The organism is Paenarthrobacter sp. YAF11_1 (assembly GCF_052113445.1).
Taxonomy (GTDB): Bacteria; Actinomycetota; Actinomycetes; order Actinomycetales; family Micrococcaceae; genus Arthrobacter.
The window spans coordinates 28,437-40,955 of sequence record NZ_JBFRDF010000021.1 but is presented as its reverse complement, the minus strand read 5'-3'; the positions used below and the strand labels follow the sequence as shown (position 1 = coordinate 40,955).

At 63.2% G+C, this 12,519-nt stretch carries 14 protein-coding genes and 1 tRNA gene; 7 read left to right on the top strand and 8 right to left on the bottom strand.

The annotated features are described in order from the left end of the window. Positions 1-76: 76 nt before the first annotated feature. Entirely contained in the window at positions 77-559 is a 483-nt protein-coding gene (locus AB4Y77_RS22030) for a CarD family transcriptional regulator (protein ID WP_011690592.1), read from the bottom strand. A gap of 293 nt (positions 560-852) precedes the next feature. Here AB4Y77_RS22030 and AB4Y77_RS22025 point away from each other — a divergent pair, with 293 nt between their 5' ends. Next, complete coding sequence (locus AB4Y77_RS22025) at positions 853-1,395, top strand: hypothetical protein (RefSeq protein WP_442015360.1); 543 nt, start codon at positions 853-855, stop codon at positions 1,393-1,395. A gap of 93 nt (positions 1,396-1,488) precedes the next feature. Here the strand turns inward: AB4Y77_RS22025 and AB4Y77_RS22020 are convergent, their stop codons facing one another. Both AB4Y77_RS22020 and AB4Y77_RS22015 read right to left on the bottom strand, forming a co-directional pair. Then, entirely contained in the window at positions 1,489-2,169 is a 681-nt protein-coding gene (locus AB4Y77_RS22020; RefSeq protein ID WP_020608526.1) for a response regulator transcription factor, read from the bottom strand. Continuing rightward, entirely contained in the window at positions 2,166-3,491 is a 1,326-nt protein-coding gene (locus AB4Y77_RS22015) for a sensor histidine kinase (RefSeq protein ID WP_442015359.1), read from the bottom strand. Before AB4Y77_RS22015 ends, AB4Y77_RS22020 begins: the two co-directional genes overlap by 4 nt. A gap of 199 nt (positions 3,492-3,690) precedes the next feature. Here AB4Y77_RS22015 and AB4Y77_RS22010 point away from each other — a divergent pair, with 199 nt between their 5' ends. Next, the gene (locus tag AB4Y77_RS22010) at positions 3,691-4,248 is read left to right on the top strand and encodes a phosphate signaling complex PhoU family protein (RefSeq protein ID WP_442015351.1); all 558 of its coding nucleotides are present in this window, start codon (positions 3,691-3,693) and stop codon (positions 4,246-4,248) included. 30 nt (positions 4,249-4,278) lie between these two features. On the opposite strand, the gene AB4Y77_RS22005 is transcribed toward AB4Y77_RS22010, so the two are convergent. Continuing rightward, complete coding sequence (locus tag AB4Y77_RS22005) at positions 4,279-5,025, bottom strand: phosphoglyceromutase (protein ID WP_311214970.1); 747 nt, start codon at positions 5,023-5,025, stop codon at positions 4,279-4,281. A 70-nt stretch (positions 5,026-5,095) separates the two neighbouring features. Here AB4Y77_RS22005 and AB4Y77_RS22000 point away from each other — a divergent pair, with 70 nt between their 5' ends. After that, positions 5,096-5,917, top strand: coding sequence for a class I SAM-dependent methyltransferase (locus tag AB4Y77_RS22000; protein WP_442015358.1), 822 nt, complete (start codon positions 5,096-5,098; stop codon positions 5,915-5,917). 32 nt (positions 5,918-5,949) lie between these two features. Here the strand turns inward: AB4Y77_RS22000 and AB4Y77_RS21995 are convergent, their stop codons facing one another. Together AB4Y77_RS21995 and AB4Y77_RS21990 are read right to left on the bottom strand one after the other, a co-directional pair. Further along, complete coding sequence (locus AB4Y77_RS21995) at positions 5,950-6,291, bottom strand: DUF2516 family protein (RefSeq protein WP_311214971.1); 342 nt, start codon at positions 6,289-6,291, stop codon at positions 5,950-5,952. A 10-nt stretch (positions 6,292-6,301) separates the two neighbouring features. Beyond that, positions 6,302-7,486 carry a trans-sulfuration enzyme family protein gene (locus tag AB4Y77_RS21990; RefSeq protein WP_442015350.1) on the bottom strand — a complete coding sequence of 395 codons (1,185 nt, stop codon included), beginning with the start codon at positions 7,484-7,486 and terminating at the stop codon, positions 6,302-6,304. Between the two features lie 82 nt (positions 7,487-7,568). On the opposite strand from AB4Y77_RS21990, the gene tmk reads away from it, so the two are divergent. The 3 genes from tmk to AB4Y77_RS21975 are packed head-to-tail and all read left to right on the top strand — an operon-like array spanning position 7,569 to position 10,980. Further along, entirely contained in the window at positions 7,569-8,228 is a 660-nt protein-coding gene (tmk, locus tag AB4Y77_RS21985; protein WP_311214973.1) for a dTMP kinase, read from the top strand. Beyond that, on the top strand, positions 8,225-9,376 hold the full coding sequence (locus tag AB4Y77_RS21980) for a DNA polymerase III subunit delta' (RefSeq protein WP_442015349.1): 1,152 nt from the start codon (positions 8,225-8,227) through the stop codon (positions 9,374-9,376). Before tmk ends, AB4Y77_RS21980 begins: the two co-directional genes overlap by 4 nt. A gap of 8 nt (positions 9,377-9,384) precedes the next feature. Next, on the top strand, positions 9,385-10,980 hold the full coding sequence (locus AB4Y77_RS21975) for an alpha/beta hydrolase (RefSeq protein WP_442015348.1): 1,596 nt from the start codon (positions 9,385-9,387) through the stop codon (positions 10,978-10,980). Here the strand turns inward: AB4Y77_RS21975 and AB4Y77_RS21970 are convergent. Continuing rightward, a complete protein-coding gene (locus AB4Y77_RS21970; protein WP_442015347.1) occupies positions 10,977-11,708 on the bottom strand; it encodes an HAD family hydrolase in 732 nt (243 codons plus the stop codon). The genes AB4Y77_RS21975 and AB4Y77_RS21970 overlap by 4 nt on opposite strands. Positions 11,709-11,924: 216 nt before the next feature. Between AB4Y77_RS21970 and AB4Y77_RS21965 the strand changes: the two genes are divergently transcribed. Then, positions 11,925-11,997, top strand: a tRNA-Thr gene (locus AB4Y77_RS21965). 54 nt (positions 11,998-12,051) lie between these two features. Here the strand turns inward: AB4Y77_RS21965 and AB4Y77_RS21960 are convergent. Next, the gene (locus tag AB4Y77_RS21960; RefSeq protein ID WP_159704633.1) at positions 12,052-12,483 is read right to left on the bottom strand and encodes a DUF3592 domain-containing protein; all 432 of its coding nucleotides are present in this window, start codon (positions 12,481-12,483) and stop codon (positions 12,052-12,054) included. Positions 12,484-12,519: the final 36 nt, after the last annotated feature.

Below are 12,519 nucleotides of genomic sequence, written 5' to 3'. Positions count from 1 at the left end.
TGATGTTCAAGTACCTCCGACCGTATTTGGGCAAAAAGAAACCCGGCGGCGCTTTCGCACCACCGGGGCTCAATTCTTAGGAAGCCAAGACCTCGTCAAGAACGCTTGCAGCCTTCTCTTCGTCGGTCTTCTCAGCCAGGGCCAGTTCTGAAATCAGAATCTGCCGCGCCTTGGCCAGCATCCGCTTCTCGCCTGCGGAAAGGCCGCGATCGTGATCACGACGCCAAAGATCGCGAACGACCTCCGCCACCTTGATGACATCGCCTGAAGCAAGCTTCTCCAGGTTCGCCTTGTAACGACGTGACCAGTTGGTAGGCTCTTCAGTGAACTCGGCGCGGAGAACGTCAAATACGTGCTCCAAGCCTTCTTTGCCCACTACGTCCCGGACCCCAACAAGGTCAACGTTCTCTGCTGGAACTTCAATGGTCAGATCACCCTGAGCCACCTTGAGCTTGAGATACATCTTCTCTTCGCCCTTGATGGTGCGCATCTTGATTTCCTCAATTTTTGCTGCACCGTGGTGAGGGTAAACTACTGTCTCGCCGACCTCAAAAACCATGTGGACTTTCCCCTTTCCCGCAGATTAGTCTATCACGATTAAGGCATACGACTGGCACCCAGCAGGCCGTTCTACCGCGCCAATACAGGGAAAAAGGCCTTAAACGACTTCCTCCATGGTCTTGACGTAATCCGGGAAAGATGCTTCGAGCAAGCAACGTGCGACCAAGATCTCCTCCCGCGCCGGCGCCATAATGGCCTCCCGAATCCTTTTTTTGGCGGGTTTGCCGATAGGCTATGGCTGAAAAGTGTTCCAATGACTCTTGAGGAGTAGGTGTCGTGCGCAATACTGCGATGAACCCTGTCCAGCGCGGCAAGCTGGCAATTGCGGCGGCTGCAATCGGCGTCGGTCTTCTGTCCGTCACCGGCTGCGGATTCGTCAACGCCCAGCAGACTACCCACCAGTACTCGGCATCGGACGGGATCAAAGCTGATCTCGGTCAGTTGCAGTTGCGCAACATCCTGATTGTTGCCTCCGGTGAGAACGAGCCCGGCCGTGTGATCGGTGCTGTGTTCAACCAGTCCAGCACGGACGCGACGCTCACCATCAGCGGTGCGAACGGCGCCCAGACCGAGGTTCCCGTCAAGGCGAACTCGGAAACGTTCTTGAACGACACCACGGACGCCGCCATCCTGAGCACCGCGGGCGTGATCCCCGGTGGGCTGACTCCGGTCACCATCCGCAACGGTTCGGACTCCGCCACGATCAACGTTCCGGTGGTTGACGGCACGCTGGCCGAGTACCGCAAGTACCTGCCCAGCACACCGACCCCTACGGCAACGCCGACGTCGACGTCGACGTCGACGTCCACCGAGTCTGCAGCAGCCGGCCACTAGCAGGCAGCACGCTACAAGCCATACAACAAAGGAAGGGTCCCGCCGAGGCGGGACCCTTCCTTTGTCATTACCGCTGCTATTGCCGCGAAGTCTTTACGGCTCGAACTTGTAGCCAAGCCCACGCACCGTCACCAGGTAGCGGGGTGCTGAGGGATCGGGCTCAATCTTGCTGCGGAGGCGCTTCACGTGAACGTCGAGCGTCTTGGTGTCGCCAACGTAATCCGAACCCCACACACGATCAATCAACTGGCCGCGCGTCAACACCCGGCCCGAGTTGCGGAGCAGCATCTCCAGCAGCTCGAACTCCTTCAGCGGCAGCGACACCTGTTCGCCGTTGACGCTGACCACGTGCCGTTCAATGTCCATGCGGACAGGACCAGCCTGCACCGTGGACGTGATGAGTTCCTCCGGCTCGCCCTGGCGGCGAAGGACCGCACGGACACGGGCCACGAGCTCGCGGGAAGAGTAGGGCTTGGTGACGTAGTCGTCGGCGCCGAGTTCCAGGCCAACTACCTTGTCGATCTCCGAGTCCTTGGCCGTCAACATGATGACGGGCACGCTGGATCGCTGGCGCAGCTGACGGCACACCTCCGTTCCCGGAGTTCCTGGCAGTTGCAGGTCCAGGAGGACCAGGTCCGCACCGTTCCGGTCGAACTCCACCAGGGCATCGCTGCCGTTGTCCACTACCTCGACGTCAAAGCCCTCTTTGCCCAGGAGATAGGACAGGGGGTCGCTGAAGGACTCTTCGTCCTCCACAATCAAAATCCGGCTCAAGCGCTGGCTCCTTGCTCTTGGGCGCCGCTGGCGCCCCCTTGTTGACCCGCGATCCGGGGTGTACCCGCGACAGGGGTTTGTTGAATCGCATTGTTGGCTTGGTGAACCGCCTGGCGGGTTTCGACGGCGGCGGCAGGCGCCTTAAGTCGTTCCCCGGGCGCGTCCGCTGCAGCAGCGGGAGCCGGCAGGGCGTCGTCGTCGTCCTGGCCTTCCATCTCGGGCAGGCGGATGGTGAACGTGGATCCCTGGCCGGGCTGGGACCAGACGGTCACCTCGCCGCCGTGGTTGGAGACTACGTGCTTGACGATGCTCAGGCCAAGACCGGTGCCGCCTGTGTGCCGTGAACGTGCGGCGTCGACGCGGTAGAAGCGTTCAAAGACGCGTTCCTGATCCTCGGGCGTCAGGCCCTCGCCCTGGTCCGTCACGGAGATGGCGACAACGCCTTCCCGGGTTCGGATGCCCACTCCCACCCGCGTGTTTTCGGGCGAGTAGCGGATGGCGTTGTCGATCAGGTTGCGCAGCGCAGTCACCAGCAGGTCGCGGTCGCCGAAGACCAGTGAGTCGGCATGGCCGCCCACCACGATCTGGATGTTCTTGCTCTCCGCCGGCAGTTGCGAGCGATCCACTGCCTCGGTGATCACGGTGTTGATGTCCACAGTGTGCCCTTGCTGGGCGACGTTGGCGCCCTGCAGGCGGGAGAGTTCAATGATGTCCTGCACCAGGGCTGCGAGCCTGCCGGATTCCTTGTGCATGCGCTTGGCGAAGCGGCGTACGGCTTCCTCGTCATCCGGCGAGGCTTCCAGGGCTTCAGCCAGGAGCGAGATCGCGCCGACGGGAGTCTTGAGCTCGTGGGACACGTTGGCCACGAAGTCGTTGCGGATCTCTTCGGTGCGGGTGATTTCCGTGCGGTCGTCCGCGAGGAGCACGATGTATTCCTGGCCCAGCATGGCGGCCCGCACCTGCACCACGATGGTGCCCTTGCCCAATGGACCCCGGGGAAGCTCGTACTGTTGCTCCAGGATCACGCCGTCGCGGCGGACTTTGGCAGTCATGTCCAAGAGTTGTTTGTGCACCACAGTATGTCCGCGGACCAAGCCGTAGGCGTACGCAGCGGGACTGGCGCGCACCACGCCGTCGATCACGTCCACCACAACGAACGCACGCCCGACGACGGCAAGCACCTCCGCGGCCCCGTCAGGAAGGCGGGGCTCGGTAACGTCCAGGTCCACGATGCTCCGCTGCCGCTCGCTGATCCTGAACGCGAGCATGCCAAAGACGCCCAACGACAGGCCAACGAGGCCGGCGACGACACCTATGAGCAATGGATCCACGGCTCCAGCTTATGCTGTGGAAAGACGGGCAAGCAGTGATCCGGCGCCAAACACGGACGGTTCAACTAACGTTCATCTAAAGGTGCCGAACAGTTCACTGGGTCCTGACACAGTTACTGGTTGGACTGCCAATGGTTTTGAAGTCCGGCCCGCATCGAGGGAACCGGATTTCCAAGGAAAGGACGCCTTAGTGCGCAAGGTTTTTCAGGAGGAGCTCACCCAGGTAGGTGACGACCTCATCGAGATCTCCAAGCTGGTTCACGAAGCAATCACGAAGGCAACAACGTCCTTCGAAGGCGCAGATGTGGATCTTGCCCAGGACGTCATCGCGGCAGACGCACGGATCGACTTCCTGCAGAACAGCCTCGACGAGCGCGCCATCGACATCCTTGCCTTGCAGGGCCCCGTGGCCAGCGACCTTCGTATGATCGTAGGTTCGTTGCGCATGAGTGCGTCGCTGGAACGCATGGGTGACCTCGCCCGCCACGTAGCCCAGCTGGCGCGCCTGCGCTACCCGGCCACCGTGATCCCCGCGTCGCTGACCCAGACCTTCAAGGCCATGGCGCAGCACGACATCGAGATCACCGCCAAGGTGATCGAACTCCTTGAGACCCGCGACCTCGAGGTGGCCCGCGACATCCTCAAGATCAACATCGCGGTGGACGACCTCCACCTCAGCGTCTTCAAGGCCATCGCCGCCCCGGAGTGGAGCGAAAGCCCGTCCACCACCGTGGACCACCTSAGGTGACCGGCCGCCGTCGTTGGTGTAACTACAGCGTCATTTTTTGCCCTGGTTGGCTACCGCGAGGATGGCCTGGGCTGCGGCGTCGGGGTCCAGGTACGTTCCGCCGGGGTTGATGGGCTGGAAGTCCTCGTCCAGTTCATACACCAGCGGGATGCCCGTGGGGATGTTCAGGCCGGCAATGGCTTCGTCGCTGACGCCGTCCAAGTGCTTGACCAGGGCGCGCAGCGAGTTGCCGTGCGCGGTGACCAGGACGGTCTTGCCGGCCTTGAGGTCTTCCTTGATGTCCGATTCCCAGTAAGGGAGCAGACGGACCAGGACATCCTTGAGGCACTCGGTGCGCGGGAGGGCGTCGCCGAGGTCCGCGTAGCGGGGATCGTGTGCCTGGGAGAATTCGCTGTCGTCGGACAGGGGCGGCGGCGGGGTGTCGTAGCTGCGGCGCCATTCCATGAACTGCTCTTCACCGAACTCGGCCAGGGTCTGGGCTTTGTCCTTGCCCTGCAGGGCGCCGTAGTGGCGCTCATTGAGGCGCCAGTCGCGCTTGACCGGGATCCACCCGCGGTTGGCCTTGTCCAGTGCCATGTTGGCGGTGTTGATGGCACGCTTCAGGAGCGAGGTGTAGAGGACGTCCGGGAGGATGTTGTTCTCAACCAGGAGCTCTCCACCGCGCACTGCTTCTTGGCGGCCTTGATCGTTCAGGTCAACGTCCACCCAACCGGTGAACAGGTTCTTGGCGTTCCAGTCGCTGTGGCCGTGGCGCAGCAGAATCAGCTTGTAAGTCATGGTTTTCATCCTAGCTGAGCGGCTCCATTGCCTGCCCGGCATTACGTCCGCGCGAGATAAAGTGGTGGCCGTGGTGCAAAAAGCGGAACGGGTGGGCTCTCCCCGCAGTCGGGGCGGAAAGCCTGTTGGAAACATCACCCGCGGCACCACGAATCCCAACCGCATGCGCCGCTTGGACCGTTGGCTGGCCGGGCCGCAGGCGTGGCGGCTGCGCGCCGCCGTCGAGCCTTTAGTGGTGGACCTGGGCTATGGCGCTTCGCCGACCACCGCCGTCGAACTTTTCGAACGCCTGCAGGCCGTAAGGCCTGACGTGCGCGTCTGCGGGGTCGAGATCGAACCGGAGCGCGTCAGGACCGCCAAAGCACTGGAGCGGCCCGGCCTGAGCTTCCACGTTGGGGGCTTTGAGGTTCCCGTGCCCGGAAATCCAGTGCTGGTCCGTGCCTTCAACGTGCTGCGCCAATACGAGGAAGCCGACGTTGCCGGGATTTGGCGGCTGGTGCAGTCGCGGCTGGCGCCGGGGGGCCTGTTCATTGACGGTACGTGTGATGAGATCGGCCGCCGGGTGACGTGGGTGGCATTGGATTCCCAGCGCCCGTTGAGCCTCAGTTTTTCGGTACGGTTCGGCAGTTTCGAGCTGCCCTCGGAGATCGCTGAGCGACTGCCAAAAGCCCTGATTCACCGGAATGTTCCCGGCGAACCAATTCACGCGTTCCTGCAGGCGATGGACAAGGCCTGGCTGGAGGCGGCACCCTTGGCGTCGTTCGGAAACCGGCAACGGTGGACAGGTATGTGCCGTTCGTTGCGCGACGCCGGTTGGCCGCTTCAGGACGGACCGGCGCGGTGGCGCCTCGGTGAAGTGACCGTGGCGTGGGACGCCGTGGCGCCCAGGTAACGCTTTCCTGCAGCGCTAACCAGGGGCAATGCTTACCAGGGACCGTAAGGGCCGACGTTGCGGTTGCCGCCGCTGCCGGCCTCGCGCAGGGCAGGACGGACATCAGCGAGGTATACGCAGGCTGCGGTGACAGCAGCGATGCCGAAGAGGCCCAAGCCGTTTCCGCCGGTGAAGACCGTCAGTGCGCCGATGGCAAAAGCAATGCCAGTGAGGGCAGTCCAGAACGTCTTGGTCCGCTTGGAAGCGGCCACGAAGAGCGTCGGGCGGTGGCGCAGGCAGTCAGCGAAGGCCCACACTTCCAGGGCGAGGGCCACCAGGCCAAGGATCAAATAGACCCCGCTGGTGACAAAGGCAATCAAGAGTTTTCCGTCCACGCCCTTTAGCCTAGCCGTCCAGCGACTTCAGCGCTTGCTCAAGGTCGGACCAAAGGTCTTCAACGTTTTCGATTCCGACGCTCAAGCGGACCAGGTTCTCCGGAACGCTGAGTGGCTCGGCTGTGTGGCGGCGTCGACGTTCAATCAGTGACTCGACGCCACCCAGCGACGTTGCGGGCAGCCACAGCTGCAGCGCACGGACCAGTTCATCGGCAGCGTCGGCACCGTTGCGGTGTTCGTCTCCGGCAATCTGGATGCACAGGATGGAGCCGAAGCCCTTCATCTGTACCTTGGCGCGCTCGTGTCCGGGATCGGTGGGCAGGCCCGGGTAGCGAATGCTTTCTACCCTGGGGTGGCTGCGGAGGCGTTCGGCAAGGGTTGCCGCGGACGCCTGCGAGCGCTCAATCCGCAGCGCCAGCGTGCGCAGGCCACGCAACGCCAGCCAGGCTTCGAACGGGCCGGCGATTCCACCATGGATGATGCGGTGGTGCAGCAGCGTGGCACGCAACTCCGGGTTGGAGGTCACCAGCGCGCCAAGGACGACGTCCGAATGTCCGGCCAGGTATTTGGTCACCGAGTGAAGTACGACGTCGGAACCCAGGCTGAGCGGTTGCTGCACCAGGGGCGTGGAGAAAGTGTTGTCCGTGACCACGATTGCGCCCGCTGCGTGCGCGGCGTCGGTCAGTGCGCGGATATCGGCGATTCCGAGCATGGGGTTGGTAGGGCTCTCCAGCCAGAGGAGATCGGCCTTCTTGCCTTTGTCCGGGCTGATGAGGGCCTTCACGGCATCCGTGTCCGTGATGTCCACCGTGCGCAGCTCCAGGAAACCCTTCCCGGCCAACTCCGTGGCCATGACCAGGGAACCTGCGTAGCTGTGGGACGGCATGACAACTACGCCCCCGGCGGGAACGAGGGACAGCGCGGAACTGACGGCTGCGAGTCCGGAGGCATACAGCAGGCCCGGGAGGGTAGCGCCCTCCAGCTTGGCGAGTGCGTCCTCGAACGGGTCCCATGTGGGGTTGGCGTACCGTCCGTAGCCGCGGTCCCCGTCGCCTAATGAACCCGTGCCGAAGTATGTGGAGGACAGGACGATGGGCGGATTCACCGGCTCATCGTGGGCGCGTTCGGGGCGTCCGGCAGCAACTACAACGGTTTCCGGAGACAAATCGGCGGCGTGCTGATCGGAAAGGCTCATGGTTTCAGCCTAGTGGCGGGCGAGGCTGTGGATGAAAGGCGTTACGCGTCTTGATGTCAGTGAAGCTCGGTAGGCTAGACGCGTGAGTATTCAGAGCCCAGGTCTATTTATCGCCTTCGAAGGCGGGGACGGAGCGGGCAAGTCCACGCAGGCAGCCCGGCTCGCTGACGCCCTTCAGTCGCGGGGACGTTCCGTGCTGCGCACACGGGAACCCGGGGGCACCCCCATTGGCGAGAAATTGCGTTCCCTGGTCCTGGATCATGGACACGGAACCATCGATGCCCGCACGGAAGCGCTCATGTTTGCTGCGGCCCGGGCCGCCCACGCGAGCCAGGTGATCCGCCCTGCGCTGGCCGAGGGAATGGTGGTCATCACTGACCGCTACATCGACTCATCAGTGGCCTATCAGGGTGCCGGACGCGGCTTGGGTGCCGAGGGTGTCTTGACGCTCAACCAGTGGGCCACGGAAAGCCTGAGCCCGGACCTGACCGTACTGCTCGACGTCGATCCCTCAGATGGCCGCCGGCGCCGGACTGCCGGGGACGCCGCGGAGGACAGGCTGGAGTCCGAGCCTGATGCTTTCCACTCCGCCATCCGCCATGCTTTCCTGGAACTCGCCGAGGCTGCACCGTCGAGCTACCTGGTCCTCCCGGCCAATGCCGACGTTGAGGCCCTCGCCGCCCAGATCCTGGAGCGGGTGGAGTCCTTGCTGGCCGAACGGGTTGCGGGCGACCGTCCGTGAGTGTCTGGGACGACCTCCAAGGGCAGGCACCCGTTGTAGCGCAATTGAAACAGGCGGCGCAGGGCGAAACCGGCCTGACCCATGCCTGGTTGTTCACCGGTCCTCCGGGATCCGGCCGTTCCAACGCGGCCAAGGCCTTCGCTGCTGCGCTGAACTGCGAGCAGGACGACGTCTCCCTTCGCGGTTGCGGTGACTGCGCGGCCTGCCACACGATTCTCGGCGAGACCCACTCCGATGTGACGTTTGTGCGGACCGAGAAAGTCACCATCACCATTGACGAGGCCCGTGCACTGGTCTCCAAAGCAGGTGACCGGCCTGCCACTGGCCGGTGGCGGATCATCGTGGTGGAGGACGCGGACCGCATGGCCGAGCGGACCACCAACGTCCTGTTGAAGGCGATCGAGGAACCCACGCCCCGCACCATCTGGATGTTGTGTGCCCCCTCCCCCGCCGATGTCCTGGTCACCATCCGTTCCCGGTGCCGTCCGGTGAGCCTTCGGCTTCCGCCGGCTTCCGACGTCGCCGATCTCCTGGTCAGGCGCGACGGCGTCGAACGCCAACTCGCTGACCGCGCGGCACGTGCTGCGCAGAGCCACATCGGTATTGCCCGGCGGCTTGCGCGCGACTCCGACGCCAGGCAGCGGCGTCTGGATACCGTACGGATTCCCCTGGGCCTCCGCGGCGTCACTGCTGCTGTGATGATGGCCGAGAAGCTGGTGAAAATCGCCACTGAAGAAGCCAACAGCTCCAATGACGAGCGCGATGCGGCAGAAAAAATTGCCATGTTGGCAAGCCTCGGCGCCCCCGAGTCCGGCACGTTGCCGCCCTCCATGCGCAGCCAGGTCAAACAGCTTGAGGACGACCAGAAAAGGCGGGCCAAGCGGTCCATCACCGACTCCTTGGACCGCACTCTGACGGATCTGTTGTCCTTCTACCGGGACGTACTGATCATTCAGTTGGGGAACGCGGTGGAACTGGTCAACGTTGAGCTCAAGAGCGAACTGGAAGACTACGCCGGCAGTTCAACCCCGGAAACCACCCTGGCCCGGATGGACGCCATCAACAAAGCCCGTGTCCGAATCACCACCACCAACGTGGCTCCCCTGTTGGCGGTCGAGTCCATGGCCACGAGCCTCATCCAGCAATAGGAGAACCCATGACGTCCGCACCCCGCCGGCCCGCCGGTGCCCCTTCAAGGGACCGGTCCGCCCAGCGTGGGGCCCGTCGCGGCTTCGTGGCTGCCTGTGTTGCCGTAGCTGCCGCTCTGGTGCTGAGCGCCTGCACTGTGCCGTTCCTGCCGGCCCCCACTGCCAAGCCCTCCACCAGCACTGTGGATCCCTCCATAGCAGCCTCGGCGCCCAAGGGCCTGGAGAAGTTCTACTCGCAGCCGGTGGAGTGGAGTTCTTGCGAGAATGGCTTCCAGTGCGGCAAAGTCCAGGTGCCCAAGGACTACGCCAACCCGGGGTCCGGTGAAATCACGCTCTCCGTCATCAAGTTGCCCAGCACCGGCAACAAGCAGGGATCAATCCTGGTCAACCCCGGCGGCCCGGGCGGCTCCGGGGTGGATTACATCAAGGATGCAGGCAACACCAATTTCACCGAAAAGCTGAAGAACAACTTCGATCTGGTGGGCTTTGATCCCCGCGGCGTGAAACGCTCCGCTCCCGTCACCTGCATGACAGACGCCGAACGTGATGCTGCCCGCGAAAAAGTGTTCCGGAAGAACACCGACGAAGGACTGGAAGCCGCACTGGCCTTCAACAAGTCCTTCGCCGAGCAGTGCTCAGAGCAGACCGGGGATGTCCTGGGGCATATCGATACCGTCAGCGCGGCCAAGGACCTGGATGTCCTTCGCGCCGTGCTCAACGACGCCAAGCTCAACTACCTGGGCTTCTCCTACGGCACCTTCCTGGGATCCACCTACGCTGCCCTCTTCCCGGACAACGTGGGCCGTCTGGTCCTGGATGGGGCCGTGGATCCGTCCATCAGCAACGAGGAACTGACTGCCGGACAAGCACGGGCGTTCGAACGGGCGATCCGTACCTACGTGGCCAGTTGCCAAGGCCAGAACCAGTGCCCGCTCAGTGGATCCGTAGATAACGGCGTCCAGGAGATCAGGGACCTCATCAACGCCGTGGACCAGAACCCCCAGACCGCCAAGGACGGCCGTTTAGTGACCAGCAATGACTTCGTCAACGGACTGATCCTGCCGCTGTACAACGACCAAAGCTGGCCCGCCCTCACACAGGCACTGGAAAGCGCGTTTTCCGGCGATGTGTCGCAGATGATGCGGCTTGCCGACCTGGGTGCGGACCGTGAGGCCAACGGCAGCTACAGCTCCAACTCCGCCTTCGCGTTCCAAGCCATCAACTGCCTGGACTACCCCATGGTTACTGACACCGCGGGCATGCGGGCCGAGGAAGCCCGCCTGATCCAGGATTCCCCCACCTTCGGTTCCTTCTTTGCCTACGGCGGAGTCAACTGCAAGGACTGGCCGTACAAGAACACCCGTACGCCTGCACCTGTTGAATACAACGGGTCCGCCCCCATCGTGGTGGTGGGCACCACCGGCGACCCCGCCACTCCCTTGGAGTGGTCCCAGTCGCTGCGCAAGCAGTTGGAAAACGCCTCACTGGTCACTTGGGAAGGTGAGGGGCACACTGCCTACGGCCGGTCGAACTCCTGCGTCAGCACCGCCGTCGACGAGTACTTTGTTGATGGCAAGCTGCCGCAGGACGGCCTCATGTGCTAGAGGTGCCTGGCTTCGCGCTTCTCCACCAGCAGTGGGAGTTGCTTGATGGAATCCACCACGACCGTGGCTCCGGCTGCGCGTAGCGTCGCCTCGGAGTGCGAGCCCGTCAGCACGCCGGCGATGAGGGATGCACCTGAACGGATGCCCGACAACATGTCCGAACTCGTATCGCCGATCACCGCTACTTCGCGGACGTCGTCAAGGTCCAGGGCGAGCACGGCAGTCAGGATCATGTCCGGGTAAGGCCGTCCACGTCCGGCGTCGGCAGGGCACAGGCTGAGGTCGGCCAAGCCCATCCAGCCCAGGGATTCCAGCACCATGTTCTGCGTGTGGCGGCCGAAGCCGGTGGCCAGGCACACCCGCATGCCGGACTCACGCATCCACAGGATGGCGTCCTCCGCGCCTGGAACGGCGCGGACACCACCGTCGTCGATCATTTCGTCGTACGCCTTCTCAAAGACCTTGTTGGCATTGGCTGCCACCTCTGCGTCGTCGAAGAGGTGGCTGAACACGGTCATTTTCGAAAAGCCCATGGTGTCGCGGGCGTATCCCAACATGCTCTCGAACCTGCTGCTTCCGGGTTCGATGCCGTGCTCTACCAGCGCCCGGGACATGGCCCGCTCCGTGCGGCCATCATCGGTGATGGTGGTGCCCACCATGTCCACCACCGCCAGCCTCAGTCGGTTGGAAGTGCGGCTGGCGTCCCTGGTCAATGCGTCCCCGGTCATTGAGCGGCTCCCTCGGCTTGTCTGCGTAGCGGGTGTAGCCCGCCACAGTTGATTCCCCAGCTTCCGGCGGCCGGGAAACGCCTGCCTGAACCCGGCCCGACGCAGGGGTGAACATCCCCGCAACGGCCGCCGCCGCGCTCGTTTTGACCCGGGTACGGTGCCTCTATTACAGTTATGTCTTGCGTGATCGCCCGGGAAACCGGTGATGAACGCGGTGCTTCCTTAGCTCAGTCGGTAGAGCGTTTCACTCGTAATGAAAAGGTCATCAGTTCGATTCTGATAGGAAGCTCAGAGAAAAACCCCGCTGGTTCGTTGAACCAGCGGGGTTTTTGCTTGCCCGGCTTCACCCCAGCGGGAAGACGCCAATAAACCAGAATGAGCCAAGGGCCAACAGTCCAAAGACTGGTGCCAGGCAGCCGATAAGCAGTCGGGACTCCTTTACCGGCTGGAACGACTGGTTGGGATCTTCCGGGTTGTATGCCACTTGGAGCGGCGAGCCTGGCAAGGGCTCATTCGCCAAAGACACCTCGGATTCCCCCAAGTAGACCACCCCACGCGGGTCACGGAATTCATAGCGGGGCCAGAAGCGCCGGTTGCGGCTGCTGTTGCCTACTCCACTTGTCCACCCGGCCCGGCTCCCGGTCACTGTGGCCAGGGCTTTGGGCCAAGTGGTGATCAGCCTTTCCTTCTCGCGGGATTTCCGGTAGCTGCGGACCAAGGCCCAGATGACGCCCGCAACGAACAGCATCCACACGATGTACAGAACAATCTTCACGTAGTTCCCCCAGTTGAGTCCCCACGATTATGTCAG